17 protein-coding genes are annotated in these 18,335 nt (G+C 70.3%); 8 read left to right on the forward strand and 9 right to left on the reverse strand.

What is annotated here, in order from left to right; genetic code table 11:
- Positions 1-115: 115 nt before the first annotated feature.
- Entirely contained in the window at positions 116-1,228 is a 1,113-nt protein-coding gene (locus G5C60_RS39790; protein WP_165267133.1) for an ABC transporter substrate-binding protein, read from the forward strand.
- Positions 1,229-1,247: 19 nt separating this feature from the next.
- On the opposite strand, the gene G5C60_RS39795 is transcribed toward G5C60_RS39790, so the two are convergent.
- The 6 genes from G5C60_RS39795 to leuA form a co-directional block, all read right to left on the reverse strand.
- Positions 1,248-2,468 (reverse strand): exo-alpha-sialidase, encoded by a 1,221-nt coding sequence (locus G5C60_RS39795; protein WP_165267135.1) that lies wholly within the window; start codon positions 2,466-2,468, stop codon positions 1,248-1,250.
- A gap of 172 nt (positions 2,469-2,640) precedes the next feature.
- Positions 2,641-3,321 carry a response regulator gene (locus G5C60_RS39800; RefSeq protein ID WP_165267137.1) on the reverse strand — a complete coding sequence of 227 codons (681 nt, stop codon included), beginning with the start codon at positions 3,319-3,321 and terminating at the stop codon, positions 2,641-2,643.
- Positions 3,318-4,547 carry a histidine kinase gene (locus G5C60_RS39805; RefSeq protein WP_165267139.1) on the reverse strand — a complete coding sequence of 410 codons (1,230 nt, stop codon included), beginning with the start codon at positions 4,545-4,547 and terminating at the stop codon, positions 3,318-3,320. Before G5C60_RS39805 ends, G5C60_RS39800 begins: the two co-directional genes overlap by 4 nt.
- A 59-nt stretch (positions 4,548-4,606) precedes the next feature.
- Positions 4,607-6,727: an MMPL family transporter gene (locus G5C60_RS39810; RefSeq protein WP_206440549.1), complete on the reverse strand. Its 2,121-nt coding sequence runs from the start codon at positions 6,725-6,727 to the stop codon at positions 4,607-4,609.
- A 194-nt stretch (positions 6,728-6,921) separates the two neighbouring features.
- Positions 6,922-7,632: a TerB family tellurite resistance protein gene (locus G5C60_RS39815; protein ID WP_165267141.1), complete on the reverse strand. Its 711-nt coding sequence runs from the start codon at positions 7,630-7,632 to the stop codon at positions 6,922-6,924.
- 173 nt (positions 7,633-7,805) lie between these two features.
- Entirely contained in the window at positions 7,806-9,527 is a 1,722-nt protein-coding gene (leuA, locus tag G5C60_RS39820; protein ID WP_165267143.1) for a 2-isopropylmalate synthase, read from the reverse strand.
- Positions 9,528-9,922: 395 nt separating this feature from the next.
- On the opposite strand from leuA, the gene G5C60_RS39825 reads away from it, so the two are divergent.
- From G5C60_RS39825 to G5C60_RS39835, 3 genes are all read left to right on the forward strand, one after another.
- Entirely contained in the window at positions 9,923-10,993 is a 1,071-nt protein-coding gene (locus G5C60_RS39825) for a M4 family metallopeptidase (RefSeq protein WP_165267145.1), read from the forward strand.
- Between the two features lie 79 nt (positions 10,994-11,072).
- Positions 11,073-11,339 (forward strand): protealysin inhibitor emfourin, encoded by a 267-nt coding sequence (locus tag G5C60_RS39830; RefSeq protein WP_165267147.1) that lies wholly within the window; start codon positions 11,073-11,075, stop codon positions 11,337-11,339.
- Between the two features lie 46 nt (positions 11,340-11,385).
- The gene (locus G5C60_RS39835) at positions 11,386-12,723 is read left to right on the forward strand and encodes a GH1 family beta-glucosidase (protein ID WP_206440551.1); all 1,338 of its coding nucleotides are present in this window, start codon (positions 11,386-11,388) and stop codon (positions 12,721-12,723) included.
- 76 nt (positions 12,724-12,799) lie between these two features.
- Here G5C60_RS39835 and G5C60_RS39840 read toward each other — a convergent pair whose 3' ends face one another.
- Positions 12,800-13,654 carry an NAD-dependent epimerase/dehydratase family protein gene (locus tag G5C60_RS39840; RefSeq protein ID WP_165267149.1) on the reverse strand — a complete coding sequence of 285 codons (855 nt, stop codon included), beginning with the start codon at positions 13,652-13,654 and terminating at the stop codon, positions 12,800-12,802.
- A gap of 124 nt (positions 13,655-13,778) precedes the next feature.
- Between G5C60_RS39840 and G5C60_RS39845 the strand changes: the two genes are divergently transcribed.
- A complete protein-coding gene (locus G5C60_RS39845; protein ID WP_165267151.1) occupies positions 13,779-14,621 on the forward strand; it encodes an MmyB family transcriptional regulator in 843 nt (280 codons plus the stop codon).
- Here G5C60_RS39845 and G5C60_RS39850 read toward each other — a convergent pair.
- A complete protein-coding gene (locus G5C60_RS39850) occupies positions 14,595-15,296 on the reverse strand; it encodes a WHG domain-containing protein (RefSeq protein WP_206440552.1) in 702 nt (233 codons plus the stop codon). The genes G5C60_RS39845 and G5C60_RS39850 overlap by 27 nt on opposite strands.
- 75 nt (positions 15,297-15,371) lie before the next feature.
- Here G5C60_RS39850 and G5C60_RS39855 point away from each other — a divergent pair, with 75 nt between their 5' ends.
- Both G5C60_RS39855 and G5C60_RS39860 read left to right on the forward strand, forming a co-directional pair.
- Positions 15,372-16,085, forward strand: coding sequence for an SGNH/GDSL hydrolase family protein (locus G5C60_RS39855; RefSeq protein WP_165267153.1), 714 nt, complete (start codon positions 15,372-15,374; stop codon positions 16,083-16,085).
- Between the two features lie 224 nt (positions 16,086-16,309).
- Positions 16,310-16,786: a hypothetical protein gene (locus G5C60_RS39860; protein WP_165267155.1), complete on the forward strand. Its 477-nt coding sequence runs from the start codon at positions 16,310-16,312 to the stop codon at positions 16,784-16,786.
- Between the two features lie 101 nt (positions 16,787-16,887).
- On the opposite strand, the gene G5C60_RS39865 is transcribed toward G5C60_RS39860, so the two are convergent.
- On the reverse strand, positions 16,888-17,226 hold the full coding sequence (locus G5C60_RS39865; protein ID WP_165267157.1) for a P-II family nitrogen regulator: 339 nt from the start codon (positions 17,224-17,226) through the stop codon (positions 16,888-16,890).
- A 105-nt stretch (positions 17,227-17,331) separates the two neighbouring features.
- On the opposite strand from G5C60_RS39865, the gene era reads away from it, so the two are divergent.
- Entirely contained in the window at positions 17,332-18,300 is a 969-nt protein-coding gene (era, locus tag G5C60_RS39870; protein ID WP_206440553.1) for a GTPase Era, read from the forward strand.
- The last annotated feature ends 35 nt before the right edge of the window (positions 18,301-18,335 follow it).

Consider the following 18,335-nt stretch of genomic DNA (forward strand, 5'->3'; position numbering starts at 1 on the left):
GTTTCGGGGGCCAGCCCCCGGACCCCCGGTCCTCAAACGCCGGACGGGCTGATTTCAGCCCGTCCGGCGTCTGCCAGATGATGTCTCGTCATACGGGAGCAGGAGACGCCTACGCATGCATACGCCACCATCGCCACCTGGGCCGGAGTGGACTGACGGACCGTCCGTCCGGATCGGCGCTCTCGTTCCGCTGACCCGGCCCGGCTGGGTCGAGGCAGGCCGGCACCTGCTCGCCGGACTCGAGTTGGCCGTTGGCGAAGTCAACGAGGCGGGCGGCATCGGCGGAAGGCCACTGGAGCTGGTGGTCCGAGACACCGCGGCTGACCCGCAAAGGGCCGCGGCGGCCGTGGACGAATTGGCCGGCCTGGGCGTGGCCGCGTTGGCCGGGGAGTATCACAGCGTCGTCGCTCGCGCCGCCGCCACCAGGGCCGACGCCCTCGGCCTGCCGTTCCTGTGCTCGTCGGCGGTTCTCGACGCGCTCACCGAACAGCCGACGGAATGGGTGGCGCGCCTCTCCCCGCCGCAGTCCCGAGGCTGGCAGGTCTACGCGGACTTCCTCCTCGGCGCGGGCCACCGTCGCATCGCCGTAGCAGCCCAGCCGAGTGTGTACTGGGCAGCTGGAACCGGCATTCTGCGGGACCACCTCGCTGCACGCGGCGGCACCGTCACCGAACTCGACATGAGCGCGCTCACCCCCGCGGCCGTGTGCGACGCACTCGTCGACAGTCGCGCCACAGCCCTCCTTCTTCTGGTCGGCCACCCGGATCCGGCAGTGCCGATCGTCAAGTCCGTCCGCGGCGACCAACGCCTCGCCGAGATCCTGATCGGTGCTCCGGCCGGGCAACCGGAGTTCACCGAATGGGCGACATCGCTGGGCGACGACAGCGCCGGAATCCCGTTCCTGCGCTACCTGCCCGAGCGCCTCGGCCCACTCGGTACACGGGTGGAGAAGGCCCTCCGTGAGCGGCTGGGCCAAGCGCCGTCCTTCGTCGCCTTCGAGGGCTACGACACGGTCACCGTCCTCGCCGATGTGCTGCGTTCTCACGGCGCGGACCGGGCGCGCATCGCCGAATCCTGGCCGCGCGTTGCAGTCGAAGGCACCCGCGGGCAGATCCAGTTCTCCCGCACGCCAGGCATCAGCGTTTGGCAATGGGCTTGGCCGCCCGTCCAAGTCGTCGATCGAGATCCGGCGGAACCCGATCGCTTTCGGATCCTTCACGCCGGCTGAGAGAGCACGAGATGCGGCACTAGTTTCGGGAAGGGGCAGGGCTGGGGAAGGAAACCCGCCTGAACTCGATCCGCTCGTACGGCCCCTCGACCCCCGTCTCGTACAGAATCCCCAGCTTGTCCCCGCCCAGCTGAACCAGGTCCGAATACGCCGCCGGTTGGGTGGAAAGCGTCAGCGCTTTCGTGAACGTGCGGCCCGCGTCCGTGCTGCGCCAGATCGCCATGGACCGGCGGGCGGTGGGGACGGAGGGACCGGAGAAGAGGAGAGACGCACCCGGGCCCCGCAGTTGGAGCACGCTGCACTGGACCACCGGTACGTCGTTGAGGGCGGGCTGGACCGTGTACGGGCGGTCCAGAGTGAGGGCGCCGTCGGAGGAGTAGGAGTCGAGGCGGTTGCCGGTACTCGTGCCGTGCTGGTCGCGGGAGCTGAAGTACAGGCGCCCGTCGGGGAGTTCCGCGGCGATGCTCTCGTTGGAGTTGTCGACGCCGTCGTACGAGGCGTCGATGAAGCCCAGCCGCCAGGTGACGCCGCCGTCGTCGCTGTACAGGGCGTGGGCGCCGTAGTACTTGGTCTCCTGGCCGGTGTCGGTGGAACCGGCGGGCGGGGCGGCGGAGTGGTTGGCGGGCACGACCAGTCGTCCGGCGTGCCGACCCCGGGTGAGGGCCACGGCGTGGCCGGGGCCGGTGGCGTACCACCGCCAGCTCGGCAGTTTCACGGAGTCCGTGATGTCCCGTGGTGCGCTGAAGCGCCGCCCGTCGTCCCGGCTCGTCTGGACGAAGACGCGCCGGCTCTGTTCGGGCGTGACCTCGCCGCGCATGATCTGGGCCTCGGTCACGGCACCGTCGTTGTAGGACGTGAGGAGGACGACCTTCCCGGTGGAGGGATCGACGACCGGCGCCGGGTTGCCGCGCGTGTCGCCCTGCCCGGCCGCGACGACGGAGAGCGGCCCCCAAGTGCAGCCGCCGTCGCCGGACCGTCTGAGGACGACGTCGATGTTGCCGGTGTCCCCGGCACCGTTGCGTCTGCCCTCGGCGAAGGCGAGCAGAGCGCCGGTCCGGGTCGTGACGGTGGCGGGGATGCGGTACGTGTCGTAGCCGTTCTGGCCCGCCGTGAACGGGACGGAGGAGGTGCACCCCTTCGACGGCCTCTCCGCGGCGGACGCGGTACCGGTGGACGCCAGGCCGGCGGCGGTGAGCCCGGCGACGGCGGCGAGAGCGATCAGACGGCTCGTGACGGTCACGGATCCTCCGAGAGCTGGGCAGGAATGGGCAGGAGTAAGGACTGGTAAGAAGGGCCAGGGACATGGGACGTAGGATGTCCTGAGTGAACCTAATGTGCACCGAGAGGCACGGCAATACCCGTGCAGCGACAGGGAGTTGAGAGTTCAGGGGCCTTCAGGGGTTCGAAGACCCTCAAGCGTCGCCCGGTATCACAAGCCCCGACTCGTACGCCACCATCACCAACTGCGCCCGGTCCCGCGCCCCCAACTTCCCCATGATCCGGCTGACATGGGTCTTCGCCGTGAGCGGGCTCAACCCCAACGCTTCGGCGATCTCGGTGTTGTTCAGGCCGCGTGCGACCAGGGTCAGGACCTGGCGCTCCCGTTCGGAGAGCTCCTCGGGGCCGCCCGTCGCGGGAGCCGGGGCCTGCGGGGCGCTCAGGAAGCGGGCGATCAGGCGCGATGTCGGGCCGGGCGAGAGGAGCGACTCGCCGGCGGCCACCGTGCGGATGGCGTCGAGGAGTTCGGCGGGCTTGGTGTCCTTCACGAGGAACCCGGAGGCTCCGGCCCGCAGCGCTTCGACGATGTGCTCGTCGGTGTCGTACGTCGTCAGGATCAGGACCTTCACTCCGGCCAGGTCCTCGTCGGCGGCGATGAGCCGGGTCGCCTCGATGCCGTCGAGGTCGGGCATGCGGATGTCCATCACGACGAGGTCCGCCCGTTCGGACCGGGCCAGCTCGACGGCCTCCCGACCGGTGCCCGCCTGGGCGACGACCTCCATGTCTCCTGCCGACTTGACGAGCATCGCGAAGGCGGACCGTACGAGGGTCTGGTCGTCGGCGAGCAGTACGCGGATGGCGGCGCTCATGGTCATCGGGCCTCTTCTCGATGCACGGGTGGCGTGGACGGTACTACCGGCGGCACAGGCAGTACGGCGGTCACCTCGAAGCCCCCGGCGGGACCCGGCCCGGCGTCCAGCGTGCCGCCCACGCTCCGGGCCCGCTCGCGCATCCCGACGAGACCGAATCCGGGAGTGCCCCCGGCGGTCGGGCCGGTGCCGTCGTCGGTGGCCGAGACGTGCAGGGCGCCGTCCTTCTCGTACACGTTCACCTGGATCGAAAGCCCCGGTCCCCCGTGCCGTACCGAGTTGGTCAGGGCCTCCTGCACGATGCGGTATGCGGCGGCGCCCACGGCGGGCGGCGCGTGGTCGGCCCGTACGGTCAACTCGACCCGTGCCCCCGAGGTACGGGCGGTCTCCGCCAGGTGGGCGATGCCGTCGAGGCCGGGCAGCGGTCCGCGGCCGTCGCCGTGCTCGGCGGCGCGCAGGACCTCCAGGGTGGTGCGGAGTTCGCCGCGGGCGGTACGGCAGGTGTCGGAGATGTCGTCGAGCGCCTTCGCGACGGCCTCGCGGTCGAGGCGGTCGGGGTCGGCGGTCAGGACGTGGGCGGCGACGGAGGTCTGCACGCCGATGAGCGTGATGCTGTGGGCGAGCAGGTCGTGCAGGTCGCGGGCGATCCGCAGCCGCTCCTCGGCGACCCGGCGGCGGGCTTCCTCCTCGCGGGTGCGTTCGGCGCGTTCCGCGCGTTCCAGGGCGGAGGCGAGGTACTGGCGGTGGACGCGGATGTAGCCGCCGAGGAGCAGTACGGAGGTGAGCCAGCCGGTGATGCGGATGATCTCGGCGAGTCCGTCCGGATTGGTGACCGTGTTGACGGTGAGGGTCATGCCGATGAGGACGGTCCCGACGAGCAGGGTGCGGCGGCCGCTGCCGGTGACGGCGACGGTGTAGAGCGCGAGGAGGGTCGCCGGGACGGGGGCGCTGTGGGTGTAGTCGAGCGCGTGGTACGGGGCGATGCAGGCCACGGCGGCCAGCATCACGGTCATGGGGTAGCGCCGTCGCCAGATCAGCGCGACGTGGGCGCCCAGCAGCAGCATCCACGCGAGGAGGTCGGGCCGGCGCCCGTCGTCGATGAAGAGGGCCATGACGGTGGTGAGGGCGGCCATCGCGACGGCCAGGAGGGCGTCGTTGAGCAGGGAGGGCACCGCCGGAGGGTGGTTGACGGCGGTCAGGGTCCGTTCGACGAGGGCATGGGGACGCGGCACTGGTCCATCTTCCGTCAGGCGGGCGTCCCTCCGGCAGTGGGAGGGACGCCCGAGTGTCACTACGGGGCTGCGACAGGCTCCGGCTGCCGCGGCGGCTCCTGCCGGTCAGGATCAGGATCCGGCTCCGGTTCGCGGGACAGGCGGCCCGGCCACCACACCTTCCGCCGCAGGGCGACGCTGGCGCTGGTCACCAGGTACGTCCGTACGAGGAAGGTGTCGAGCAGCACTCCGACGGAGATCACGAAGCCCAGCTCGACCAGTTGCACCAGGCCCATGTTCAGCAGCACGGCGAAGGTCGCGGCGAGGACGAGACCGGCCGAGGCGATGACGCCTCCCGTGGTGCGCAGGGCGGTGAGCGCGGCGGCCACGGGTTCCTTGCCGGACAGGGACTCCTCGCGCATCCGGTGCATCAGGAAGATGCCGTAGTCGACGCCGAGGGCGACCAGGAACACGAACGAGAGCAGTCCGAGTCCGGGATCGGTTCCCTCGAAGCCGAAGACCGGGCCGAAGACCAGTCCGCCGATGCCCAGCGCCGCGGCCCACACCGCGACCACGGCGGCCACCAGCAGCAGTGGAGCGACGACGCTGCGCAGCAGCGCGATCAGGATCAGCAGCACGGAGGCGAGGACGAGCGGCACGACGATCTTCATGTCGCTGGAGTTGGTGTCCTTCAGGTCGAGCTGCTCGGCGCTCGGGCCACCGATGTAGGACCCGTCGAGCTCCGAGCGCAGGGACTCGATCGTGGCGGTCTCGCCCGCAGACTGGGGTTTGTCCTTGGCCACCACGGAGATCTCCGTCCAGCCGTCCCCGCTGCGCCCTCGCTCGGCGTCGGCGACGCCCTCATGATCACGCACCTTGGCGAGGGTGTCGTCGGCCTGTCCGCTGGGGGTGATCACGTTGATCGGCTGGGTGCTCTGCTCGGGGTAGGCGGCGGCCAGCGTCTCCATCGCGACGACCGCGTCCGGCTTGTCGACGAAGGAGTCCTCCTGCTTGACGGTGCCGGGCAGGTTCAGCATGCCCAGCGCGAGGGCGCCGAGCAGGACCACACCGCCCCCGAGGACGGCCAGCGGACGGCGCCCGGCGGAGCTGCCCATCGCGGCGAACAGCGACCTGCGTTCCTTCGGCCGGCTCCCGAACGCGGGCACGATCGGCCAGAACACGCGGCGGCCGAGCAGCACGAGGAGCGCGGGCAGCAGCGTCATCATCGCGACGAGAGCGCTCAGTACGCCGACGGTGCCCATCGGACCCATGCCGCGGCTGCTGTTGAGGTCGGCGGCGAGCAGGCACAGCAGTCCGGCGGCGACCGTGCCGGACGAGGCGAGGACGGCGGGACCGCAGCCACGCAGGGCGGCCCGCATCGCGTCGTACGGCCGCTCGATACGCCGCAGTTCCTCTCGGTAGCGGGCGATCAGCAGCAGGGCGTAGTCGGTGCCCGCGCCGAACACGAGGATCGTCATGATGCCCGTGCTCTGGCCGGAGACGCTCGTGTCGAACGCCGAGTGGAGTCCGTACGCGGCGCCCATGGAGAGGTAGTTGGCGACGCCCGCGACGGCGAGCGGCACGAGCCACAGCAGGGGGCTGCGGTAGATGAGGATCAGCAGGACGGCGACCACGCCGACGGTGGTGTAGAGCAGCGGTCCGTCGAGCGAGTCGTAGACCGCACCGGCGTCGGTGGCCAGCGCCCCCGGGCCGCCCACCTCGACGTTCAGCCCGCCGTCCCCGTGGGCGACATCGCGTACGTCGTTGACGAACGCGTCCCGGAGCTCCTCGTCGGTCCCGGGCTCGTTGGTGGCGACCGGGTACATCAGGGTGGTCCCGTCCTCGGACGGCACGCCCTTCGGGGTTCCGGTCAGCTGGCTTGCGCCCGCGATCTCGTCGACCTGCTGCTGCGCCGTCGTACGGTCGGCGGCGGTGAGTCCGCCGTCCCGGTGATAGACGAGCACCAGCTCGGTGGTCTCCCCGCCGGGCAACTGCTCCTGGATCGTGGCGACCTGGGTGGAGTCCGCACTCGCCGGCAGATAGTCCACGGCTCGGTCGTGCTGGGCATCGGACAGCTTGGACGCGAACGGCGAGGTCAGGGCGAGCACGGCCACCCAGAGCCCGAGCAGCACCCAGGGCACGGCTCGTCGCCGCGTACGCGTGGTCGTCTTTGCGGGTTTCCCGTGGCTTTCGGGCCCCATGTCGGGGTCCCCCTCCCTTGAGCGGGTGTCTGGACATGACCAGACTCCCGGCACGAAGGGCGGGAATCGTCGCGCGTCAGGGCGACTTCCGGGGTACTGCCGGGGGTGACCGAAGGGGCGTATTACTCCCCGGGGAGTACGGGAAGTGGAGCCCTACGACGGCGTACGCGCCGCAGCCTTACGACTCCTGCCTCCTACGACGGCGTACGCGCCGCAGCCAGCAGCCTCGTCACATCGTCGGCGCAGATCGTCAGCGCCGCGCCCACGGTCGCGAGGGCATCGCGTTCGGCGGGGGTGTAGGGGCCGTCGGCGAGGGCGATGCGGGCGCCCTGGAGGAGGATCGCCTCGCGGCCGGTGGGGGCGAGGTGCGGGGCCAGCGGGTCCAGCGCCTCGTGGAGCTCTATGGCAAGGCCCGGTCCGCAGGGTCCGCCGTGGACGCGGCCGGTGTCGGCGGCGAGAGCTTCCACGAGCGCGTGGAGCTGGTCCTCGGTGCAGTCGTCGAAGCCGGCCGAGCGTACGGCGTCGGCGGCCGTCTCCAGGGACGTACGGGAGCAGGTGCCGCCCGCGGCCAGGATCGCGAGCGCGACGGTGTGGACCGCGTCGCGCAGCATCGCGGAGAAGCGGGTGGTGGTGGGGTGGTCGAGGACGTCCGCGCCGAAATGGTGGTGGCAGGCGGCGCATTCGACGACGGGCCCGGTGGCGCCGCGCGGCAGGACGGGCATGCCGAGCAGGGTGAAGCGGCGACGCCCCGCGAGGCGCTGGTAGTTGCGGTCGCCTCCGCAGCCCGGGCAGAAGAACTCGCCGTCGCCGACGGTGGTCCACGCGGTACGGGTCCCCAGGACGCGGGAAACGCCGATCGCGCGCATGCGGACGAATCGGCCGTTTCGTCCCCATCCTGGCAGCACGTCGCACCTCCGTAACCCCGCGGCAACATCGCCGCGCTGGCGTGATGTTAGCCACATCGTCGACGTGGAGTCAGTACCCCGGACGAGACCGCTCCGTGACATGGCCGGTTAACGGCCAACGGCCCCGCCCGCCGTTGTGGCGGACGGAGCCGGGGAATGGCAGGTGAACGGGCTTATCGTGCCGCGCGGTTGACCGCCGACACGACCGCCTTCAGCGAGGCACGTGTCGTATTCGCGTCGATGCCGATACCCCACAGAACCTTGTCGCCGATCGCACACTCGATGTACGAGGCGGCCTGCGCCGAGGCGCCCTCGCTCATCGTGTGCTCCTGGTAGTCGAGCAGGCGGGCGTCGACGCCGATGCCCTGCAGCGCGTGGAAGAACGCGGAGATCGGGCCGTTGCCGGTGCCGACCAGGGTGGTCTCGACGCCGTCCACCTCAGCCTCGACGGTCAGCGTGTCCACGCCGTCCTTGTCGGTGGTGGACTGGCCGTTCTTCAGCTGGATACGGCCCCAGGCGTTCGCGGGGTTCGGCAGGTACTCGTCCTGGAAGATCGCCCAGATGTCGTTCGGCGTGACCTCGCCGCCCTCGGCGTCCGTCTTCGCCTGGATGAGCTTCGAGAACTCGATCTGCATCCGGCGCGGCAGGTCCAGCTTGTGGTCGTTCTTCAGGACGTACGCGATACCGCCCTTGCCGGACTGCGAGTTGACGCGGATGACCGCCTCGTACGAGCGCCCGACGTCCTTGGGGTCGATGGGCAGGTACGGCACCGCCCACTCGATGTCGTCGACCGTCTTGCCCTGCTCCTTGGCGGACGCCTCCATGGCGTCGAAGCCCTTCTTGATGGCGTCCTGGTGGGAGCCGGAGAAGGAGGTGTAGACGAGGTCGCCGACGTACGGGTGGCGGGCGTGGACCTCCATCTGGTTGCAGTACTCGGCGGTGCGCCGGACCTCGTCGATGTTCGAGAAGTCGATCTGCGGGTCGACGCCCTGCGAGAACAGGTTCATGCCCAGGGTGACCAGGTCGACGTTGCCGGTGCGCTCGCCCTGCCCGAACAGGCAGCCCTCGATGCGGTCGGCGCCGGCCATGAGCGCCAGCTCGGCCGCCGCGACCGCCGTACCGCGGTCGTTGTGCGGGTGGACGGACAGGCAGACGTACTCGCGGCGGGACAGGTTGCGCGACATCCACTCGAAGCGGTCCGCGTGCGTGGAGGGGGTCGACCGCTCCACGGTGGCGGGCAGGTTGAGGATGATCTCGCGGCCGGGGCCCGGCTGCCATACGTCCATGACGGCCTCGCAGACCTCCAGGGCGAAGTCCAGCTCGGTGTCGGTGAAGATCTCCGGGCTGTACTGGTAGCCGAAGGTCGTCCGCTCGTCCAGCAGCTTCTCGGCGTACTCCACGACCAGCCGGGTGCCGTCGACGGCGATCTGCTTGATGTCGTCCTTGGAACCGCGGAAGACGACGCGGCGGAAGACGGGCGCGGTGGCGTTGTACAGGTGGACGGTGGCGCGCTTGGCGCCCTTCAGCGACTCGACGGTCCGCTCGATCAGGTCCTCGCGGGCCTGGGTCAGTACGGAGATCGTGACGTCATCGGGGATCGCGCCCTCTTCCTCGATGATCGAGCGTACGAAGTCGAAGTCGGTCTGCCCGGAGGCGGGGAAGCCGACCTCGATCTCCTTGTAGCCCATCTTCACCAGCAGATCGAACATCTCGCGCTTGCGGGCGGGCGACATGGGGTCGATCAGGGCCTGGTTGCCGTCGCGCAGGTCCGTGGAGAGCCAGCGGGGGGCGACGGTGATCCGGTTGTCCGGCCACGTGCGGTCGGGGATGTCGACCTGGTCGTACGGGCGGTACTTGTGGATCGGCATGGAAGTGGGCTGCTGGCGGTTCGCCATGATGCGTGGGCTCCTCGTGGTGTCCGGAAGGACGGCCGACGGCGCAACGCCAGACTCCGCGGGGAGGGGGTCGGCCTCGACTACAGGCCCTCGCCGCGGCAGCTAAGGAGAAGCAGCCCGAAACGCATGATGTTCGGCATGCTAACCCAGTCACACTCCGCGCGGGGGCATGTATCAGCATGCGGGACCACGAAGAATTACGACACAAAAGGTGCACAAGCTCACAAGGGCCCACTGAAGCGCGCCCTTCAGGGGCGCGGGGAACTGCGCGACAAGCCACAACGAACCCGCAGCGATAACACAACCGGTAACCCCCACGGCGCTCGATTCCCCGCATTTCACCAATCACGGTTGCGCCCAGTGACAGTCACGTAACTCAATGCAAGAGTGCGGTCATGACCGCGAACCCCGGCTTCGAGCCCACCTTCTGCACCATCGTGCCACCCCACATCCTCGACACCCTGGCCCAGTCCGAGGACCCCGCCCTCGCCGGCAAGGCGCGCCGCACACTGGAGCACGACGCCTTCGAGCGCACCCACCGCCGCCTGACCACAGTCCTCGGCGCCCCCGCCCTGGCCCCGCCCAAGGGAGCCGCCGAGGACAAGCCGAACCGCACCATCCACGATGCCAAGCACAAGCAGGAGCTCCCCGGCAAAAAGGTGCGCGGCGAGGGCGACAAGCCCGGCAAGGACGCCACGGTCAACCGCGCGTACGCCGGCCTCGGCGCGACCTTCGAGCTGTTCCTGAAGGCGTACGAGCGCAACTCGATCAACGGCGAGGGACTGCCGCTGAACGCCACCGTGCACTTCGGCGAGGACTACAACAACGCCTTCTGGAACGGCGAGCAGATGGTCTTCGGCGACGGTGACGGCGAGATCTTCCTCGACTTCACCATCCCCGTCGACGTCATCGGCCACGAACTCGCCCACGGCGTCACGCAGTACACGGCGAACCTCACGTACTTCGGCCAGCCGGGCGCGCTCAACGAGCACTTCTCGGACGTCTTCGGCTCGCTGATCAAGCAGTACACGCTCGGCCAGACCGCCGCCGAGGCCGACTGGCTGATCGGCGCGGGCCTGCTCGCGCCGCGCGTCACCGGCAAGGCGCTGCGCTCCATGAAGGAGCCGGGCAGCGCGTACGACGACGACGTGCTCGGCAAGGACCCGCAGCCGGCGACGATGGACGACTACGTCCGCACCGGCCGCGACAACGGCGGCGTCCACATCAACTCCGGCATCCCCAACCACGCCTTCTATCTCGTCGCGACCACCCTCGGCGGCCAGGCCTGGGAGCGTGCGGGGCGGATCTGGTACGACGTGCTGACCGGCGGCGAACTCGACTCGAAGGCGAGCTTCACCGACTTCGCGAGCCTGACACTGGCGAAGGCACGCGCCTCGTACGGCGAGGGCGAGGAGCTCCAGGCCGTCACGAAGGCGTGGGAGCAGGTGGGGGTGACCTCGGCCTGAGGCGGGGATGACCCCGGCCTGAGGCTGGGGCGACTGTCCAGGAGTGGCCCGGCGGGCTCCTTCGTACTAAACAGGAACTATGCGTATCCAGGTGAAGCGCACGGGTGGATTCGCGGGCATCGACCGCCATGCCTCGGTGGAGACGGCGGGGCGTGCCGATGCCCAGGAGTGGCACGACCTGGCCAAGCAGGCCGTCGCCGCCAGCCGTCACACGCCGCCGATCGGCGTGCCGGACGGCTTCAGTTATCAGATCACCGTGGACGGGAAGACGGTGTACTGCTCGGATCCGAGGCTGACCGAGGAACAACGGAAACTGATCTCCCGGGTGCTGAAAGAAGGGGCGTAACCGGCAGTTCACGTCCGGCCGTTGACTTCCGTTACCGGCGGTACGGATGATCGCGCGCATGGCGACGAACCCGATACCTCAGTTCCCGGCCGGCTTCCTGTGGGGCGTATCGACCTCGGCCCACCAGATCGAGGGAGCCGTGGAGGAGCGCGAACCGTCCGTGTGGGACGCCTTCACGGACGGGCCCGGGCGGATCAAGGACGGCTCGACGGCGGCGGTGGCCTGCGACCACTACCACCGCTACCGCGAGGACGTGGCCCTCCTGCGCGAGCTGGGCGTGGGGGCGTACCGCTTCTCGGTCTCCTGGCCACGCGTGCTGTCGCCCGGCGGCCTCGATTTCTACGACCGTCTTGTGGACGAGCTGGGCACGGCGGGCGTACGTCCCGTGCCGACGCTCTTCCACTGGGATCTGCCGTGGTCGGTGGAGGAGGCGGGCGGCTGGCTGAACCGGGACACGGCCGAGCGGTTCGCCGAGTACGTCGCCGTGGTCGTCGAGCGGCTTGGCGACCGCGTATCCCGGTGGATCACCCTCAACGAACCCGCCGAGCACACCCTGTTGGGCCATGCCCTCGGCACGCACGCGCCGGGCAGGCAGCTGATGTTCGACGCCCTCCCCGCCGCCCACCACCAGCTGTTGGCCCACGGTCTGGCCGTACGGGCGCTGCGGGCGGCCGGGGCGACGGACATCGGGATCGCCAACTCGCACGGGCCGGCCTGGCCCGCGTCCGATGACCCCGCGGACCTGGAGGCGGCCGGCTTCTACGACCTGCTCCTCAACCGGCTGTTCGCCGACCCCGTGCTGCTCGGGCAGTACCCGGAAGGCATCGCCGAGTTGATGCCGGGAGACGCCGAGGACGTGGCGGCCGACCTGAAGGTCATCGCGGAGCCGCTGGACTGGTACGGGATCAACTACTACGCACCGACGAAGGTGGGCGCACCTCAGGGCACGGAGATCGAGTTCGGCGGTTTCACGCTTCCGGCCGAACTCCCCTTCTCGGTAAGGGAGATCGAGGGATACCCGGTCACCGACTTCGGCTGGCCGGTGGTCCCGGAAGCGCTGACAGAGCTGCTGACGAGCTTCCGCGACCACTACGGCGACCGTCTGCCGCCCGTCGTCATCACCGAGAACGGCTGCTCGTACGAAGGACTCGACGACCAAGAGCGGATCACGTTCCTGGACGGCCATCTCCGGGCGCTGCACCGGGCGTTGGAGGCGGGCGTAGACGTCCGCGGCTACTTCGTGTGGTCACTACTGGACAACTTCGAGTGGGCGGAGGGCTACGCCAGACGTTTCGGCCTGGTCCACGTCAACTTCGAGACCCTTGAGCGGACACCGAAGGCGTCGTACGGGTGGCTGCGGGAGGTGCTGCGGGCGCAGGGTTGACGGCCCCGTAAGGGGCGCGGGGAACTGCGCGAACACCCCCACCGACCCGCAGGTAACCCCGCTCCTCCAGCGGAAGCTACAGCGCGCCGGCGGAGCGGGCAGCCCAAACGCTGGGGTACACCGGCCGGAACCCCAGCTCCCGTCGGATGCGGTCCGTGGAGACGATGCCGTGCCAGGGGTCGGGGTCTTCCAGCCCGTGCAGCTCGTCCGGTACCTCCACTCCGTTGAGCTGGTGCAGTTCGACCGTCGTCACGGGGGCGTCGTCCGCGATGTTGTAGATCCGGCCGTCGACTCCCGGTGCGTACAGCAACCGCAGCAGGCCCTGCGCGACATCCGCGTGGTGCGCCATGTGGAGCCGCTGGGTCGCGGCCCAGTTCGCGGCCCAGCGCATCGACTCGGCGAGGTGCGGGTCCCCCTCGCCGTAGACGAACGGGAGCCGGCCGATGCGTACACCCAGGCCGTCCATGGCCAGCAGCCCCTCTTCGGCCTCGGCCTTCGACGCCGGGTACGCGCCCCACATGGGCCCGCCGGGCACGATCGGATCGCTCTCCGTGTGCGGGCGCCCCCGACCCTTGCCGTACACGAGCATCGTGCTGACCTGCACGAAGCGGTGTACACCCGCGGCGGCCGCCGCGCGTCCCAGTTCCAGGGCCACGTCCCGGTTGATCGCCGTCGCCTCCTCGTCCGGCACCCCGCGGAACGCCGCAGCGATGTTCACCACCGCGTCGGCCCCGGCCACCGCCTTGCCGAGCGCCCCGGCGTCCCGCAGGTCGCCGGTCACGACCTGCGCGCCCAGCTCGGCGAGCCCGGCGGCCCGCGTCCCGTCGCGGACCAGGACCCGTACCTCGTCGCCGGGGGCGGCCTGCGCCAGCAGCCGCGGCACGAAGCGCCGGCCGACCCTGCCCGTCGTACCCGTCACCAGTGTGAGCATCGTCCGTACCTCCCTCTCGTCGTGTCCTCAGCCTGGGAGGAGGCGGCACCCGGCGGGAGAGACCTCTCGATCCGGGGATCGGCAGTGCCTGGATAACCCCGTCGCGCCCAGGCACGCTGGAGGCGTGGACCGACCCGGACTCGCCGACTTCCTGCGCCGCAGCCGCGCCCGCCTGGAGCCCGCCGCCGTGGGCCTGACAGCCGGCGCCCGGCGCCGTACGCCGGGCCTGCGCCGCGAGGAGGTGGCGGCGCTGGCCGGGATGTCCGTGGACTACTACACACGGCTCGAGCAGTCCCGCGGCCCGCGCCCGTCCCGCCAGATGCTCGGCGCGCTGGCCCGTGCGCTGCGGCTCACCGGCGACGAACGGGACCACCTCTTCCACCTGGCCGGCGAACAGCCGCCCCGGGCCGGCGCAGGGCCGGACCACGTACGCCCGGGTCTGCTGCTGGTCCTCGACCGCCTGCACGACGCGCCCGCGCAGATCACCAGCGACTACGGCGACGTGCTCGCCCAGAACGCGATGTCCGTGGCGCTGTCGGGCGACCTGACCGGGCAGAACGTCGTACGCCGCCTCTTCACGGACCCGCGCGGCCACGAGCTGTTCCCGCCGGAGGACCGCCCCGAGCATGTCCGCTCCCACGTCGCCAACCTGCGTGCCGTCACCGCGGCCCGCCCCGACGATCCGGGGCCGGCCCGGCTCGTGGCCGAACTCAGGGCGTCGAGCGAGGAGTTCGAGCAGCACTGGGAGGCGCACGAGGTGGGCGTACGGCGGGCGGCGACGAAACGGTTCCGGCATCCGCTGGTCGGGGTGCTGGAGCTGGACTGCGAGGTCATGCTGCTCCCGGAGCAGAGCCAGTGGCTGGTCGTGCACACCGCACGGCCCGGCACGGAGGCGTACGAGAAGCTTCAGCTCCTGCGGGTGGTAGGCGTGCAGGACATGTCACCCAGTACCAGTACGCCCTCCTGAGAGCCCTGAGGCGACGGAGCGTGCGGCGGCCTCGGCACCGTCTCCCGCCGCCGTCGTGAAGTCCCGCAGTATTCCGGCCAGCACGTCGTCCGGGGAGTAGCGGCCCACGATGTAGCCCACGTGGGTGAGTTGGGCGAGCCCGTGCATCTGCGCGAACAGCTGGCGTACGAGGAGATCGGCGTCCGCGTCCGCGCGGAACCGTCCGGCGGCGACGCAGCGGCGGATCGCGTCGCGCGGGTAGCGCAGGACGCGTACGCCCATCCGCCGGTCCTCGTCGGTGAGCTGGAATCCGGCGAGCACGGAGCCGCCGAACATCACCGCGTACACGTCGGGCTCGGCGCGCGCGAACTCCTGGTACACGCGGCCCAGTTCGGCCAGCTCGGCCACAGGGTCACCGCCTTGGCCGACGGCCTCGACCCGCGCCTGAAAACGGTCGAAGCCCTCGCGCATCAGCTCGCGCACGAGCGCGGGCATCGAGCCGAAGTGGGTGTACACGGCCATCGTGGACGCCCCGACCGCCTTGACCAGTCTCCGGGCGCTGAGCGCGGCGGGGCCCTCCTCGGCGAGCACGCGCGCGGCCTCGTCGAGGAGTCGGCGGCGTACGGCGGGTTGTTCTGGTTGCTCTGGTTGTTCTGGTTCTTCTGGTTCTTCTGGTTCGTGATGACGGGTTGACACAGCGGCAGCATAACGCTGTTATTGAACATAACGGCGTTATGCCGTGGCTCGGGGGGGGCGGGAAAGGGGACCGGAATGTTCGCGAAGGGGATGCGGGGGCGGCTGATACGGCTGCCCGAGGCGGCCGGGGACGACTCCGGCACCACGGAGGGGAAGGTGCCGGAGCTGCGGCTCGTCATGATCGGCGACTCGGCGGCGGCGGGCGTGGGGGCGGCCAGCCACCAGGAGGCGATGGCCGGGCAGTTGGCGGAGGCGCTGTCCGGGATGACCGGGCGGGCGGTCTCCTGGCGCGTCTCGGCGAAGGCGGGCGCGACGCTCTCGGCGGTACGGCGGGGGATGCTGCCGGGGCTGACCGACCCTTCCGCCCGCTGGCGGCCGGACCTGGTCGTCGTCGTGGCGGGCACGAACGACGCGCTCCGGCTGCGCCGGCCGCGTGCGTTCGGCCGGGACGCGGAGGCTCTGATCAGGGACATACGCCTGCGCCTCGGCGAGGACGTACCCGTGGTCTTCGCGGGTCTGCCGGCCATCGCCGGCGTGGTCTCCCTCCCCCGCCGGATCCGGGGCCCACTCGGCCTCTACATCGGGCTTCTGGACCGGCAGTTGAGGACGACGGCCGCGCGGGGCTCCGCCGTCTTTCATCTGCCGTCCGGAGGGCCGCCCGACGTCCCGGGCGACTGGCTGGCCCCGGACCGCTTCCATCCGTCGGCGGACGGTTATCGGGCGTGGGCCCGTGTGCTGGCTTCCCGTCTGGCGACGCTGACGGAGACGGTACTGCCCTCCGGCGTCTGAGCCGTTTTCGGGCAGGCACCAGCTACCTTCGGCCACTTCCTCCAACCGCCGGAGGAATCACTACCGCTTCTCTTGCCATCACACGCCCCGCGCGCATCAATGGACGACGGCTTTCATTGACGGACCGTCAGATCTGATGGCCGCGCAGCGTGCCGCACCCCGCTCGCGGGCGGTTCGTCCATCCATCCCCACATGGCAATTCCCGTACAAGGGAAGGGAATCCGATGAGACGCAAGCGGATCGGAACAGGTGCGGCCCTAGTGGCCGGCACCGTCGCGATCACAGGCCTCGCCCTGGCCCCCACCGCCGCGGCGGTGGAACCGCAGACGGCGACCATCACCGCGAGCTGCGGCATCTACGGCGGCGGCGAGGCCACCCTCACCGCCACCCAGAGCGGCACATCCGCCACCATCACCGTCAGCTCGTCCGCGATCACCGCCCCGGTCGCCCTCGGTGAGGACTCGATCGAGTCCACGCTCACGATGGTGAAGGCGGGCGGCGGCACAAGCGAGTTCACGGGCACCGAGAATCCGGCGATGGCGGCCGGCGACGGGGTCACGGTCGGCCCGCTGAACGGCACCGTGGCCTCCGGTGACAGCCTGGAGGCGAACGGCGGCTCCCTGGAGATGGTGGTCCTCGGGATCACCATCACCTGCACCGCGGAGGGGCCCCAGTCACCGGGCCCGTTCGTGTTCGAGTAGGGCCGGCAGCACCTTCCGTACGCGCTTGAGCAGCAATTCCCGTACGTGACTGACCGGTGCCGCCGACGCGCGGGCGGTACCGGTCACCGGGGCGAGGTGGTTCAGAGGGCGTCGGGGCCGCGCTCACCCGTCCGTACCCGCACCACCGTCTCCACCGGCAGCGTCCACACCTTGCCGTCGCCGATCTTCCCCGTCTGCGCCGCCCGCACGATCGCGTCGATGACCGGGTCTGCGTCCGCGTCGTCGACGACGATCTCGATACGGACCTTGGGGACGAGGTCGACCTGGTACTCGGCCCCGCGGTACACCTCGGTGTGCCCACGCTGGCGCCCGTACCCGCTGGCCTCCGTGACGGTCAGACCGTGGACGCCGAGCTCCTGGAGCGCGTTCTTGACCTCGTCGAGGCGGTACGGCTTGATGATCGCGGTGATGAGCTTCATGAACCCGTGATCGTAAGTGCTCTGGGCGTGCACCGTAAGGTCCGGACGTGCGGACGTAAGGTCCGGGCGTGCGAACGTGCGGCAGGGCTCCGATGATCAGGGACAATGGGCGCCATGAGCGTTCGTACCCAGTCATCCGAGCCGCCGGAATCCTCCGGGGCCACACATCGCGCGGGCTTCGCCTGCTTCGTGGGCCGCCCGAACGCGGGCAAGTCCACCCTCACGAACGCTCTGGTCGGCCAGAAGGTGGCGATCACCGCGAACCAGCCGCAGACCACGCGGCACACGGTGCGCGGCATCGTGCACCGGCCGGACGCGCAGCTGATCCTCGTGGACACCCCGGGGCTGCACAAACCGCGCACGCTGCTCGGTGAGCGGCTCAACGACATCGTCCGGACCACCTGGGCCGAGGTCGACGTGATCGGCTTCTGTCTGCCGGCGAACGAGAAGCTGGGGCCCGGCGACCGTTTCATCGCCAAGGAACTGGCGTCCATCAAGAAGACGCCGAAGATCGCGATCGTGACGAAGACCGACCTCGTGGAGGGGAAGGCGCTCGCCGAGCAGCTCATCGCCATCGACCAGCTCGGCAGGGAGCTCGGGTTCGAGTGGGCGGAGATCGTGCCGGTGTCGGCGGTCGCGGACAAGCAGGTGGACCTGCTCGCCGATCTGATCGTGCCTCTGCTGCCGGAGGGGCCCGCCCTGTATCCGGAGGGCGACCTCACGGACGAGCCCGAGCAGGTGATGGTGGCCGAGCTGATCCGTGAGGCCGCCTTGGAAGGCGTACGCGACGAGCTGCCGCACTCCATCGCGGTCGTGGTGGAGGAGATGCTGCCCCGCGAGGACCGGCCCGCCGACAGGCCTCTCCTCGACATCCACGCCTTCGTCTACATCGAGCGCCCCAGCCAGAAGGGCATCATCATCGGCCCGAAGGGCAAGCGGCTGAAGGAAGTCGGCATCAAGTCGCGCAAGCAGATCGAGGCGCTTCTGGGTACGCCGGTGTTCCTCGACCTCCACGTGAAGGTCGCGAAGGACTGGCAGCGGGATCCGAGGCAGCTGCGAAAGCTGGGGTTCTGAGGGCGGGGCCGCCAGGCCGATTGCGGGGGTGTGGG

The sequence above is a fragment of the Streptomyces scabichelini genome (assembly GCF_011045015.1).
GTDB classification, from domain to species: domain Bacteria; phylum Actinomycetota; class Actinomycetes; order Streptomycetales; family Streptomycetaceae; genus Streptomyces; species Streptomyces scabichelini.

Excerpts from the sequence above, each read along its gene's own strand:
- G5C60_RS39790 (WP_165267133.1), top strand. The coding sequence starts at position 116 with ATGCATACGCCACCATCGCCACCTGGGCCGGAGTGGACTGACGGACCG.
- G5C60_RS39800 (WP_165267137.1), bottom strand. The coding sequence starts at position 3,321 with ATGACCATGAGCGCCGCCATCCGCGTACTGCTCGCCGACGACCAGACC.
- G5C60_RS39810 (WP_206440549.1), bottom strand. The coding sequence starts at position 6,727 with ATGGGGCCCGAAAGCCACGGGAAACCCGCAAAGACGACCACGCGTACG.
- leuA (WP_165267143.1), bottom strand. The coding sequence starts at position 9,527 with ATGGCGAACCGCCAGCAGCCCACTTCCATGCCGATCCACAAGTACCGC.
- G5C60_RS39825 (WP_165267145.1), top strand. The coding sequence starts at position 9,923 with ATGACCGCGAACCCCGGCTTCGAGCCCACCTTCTGCACCATCGTGCCA.
- G5C60_RS39830 (WP_165267147.1), top strand. The coding sequence starts at position 11,073 with ATGCGTATCCAGGTGAAGCGCACGGGTGGATTCGCGGGCATCGACCGC.
- G5C60_RS39835 (WP_206440551.1), top strand. The coding sequence starts at position 11,386 with ATGATCGCGCGCATGGCGACGAACCCGATACCTCAGTTCCCGGCCGGC.
- G5C60_RS39840 (WP_165267149.1), bottom strand. The coding sequence starts at position 13,654 with ATGCTCACACTGGTGACGGGTACGACGGGCAGGGTCGGCCGGCGCTTC.
- G5C60_RS39855 (WP_165267153.1), top strand. The coding sequence starts at position 15,372 with ATGTTCGCGAAGGGGATGCGGGGGCGGCTGATACGGCTGCCCGAGGCG.
- G5C60_RS39860 (WP_165267155.1), top strand. The coding sequence starts at position 16,310 with ATGAGACGCAAGCGGATCGGAACAGGTGCGGCCCTAGTGGCCGGCACC.
- G5C60_RS39865 (WP_165267157.1), bottom strand. The coding sequence starts at position 17,226 with ATGAAGCTCATCACCGCGATCATCAAGCCGTACCGCCTCGACGAGGTC.
- era (WP_206440553.1), top strand. The coding sequence starts at position 17,332 with ATGGGCGCCATGAGCGTTCGTACCCAGTCATCCGAGCCGCCGGAATCC.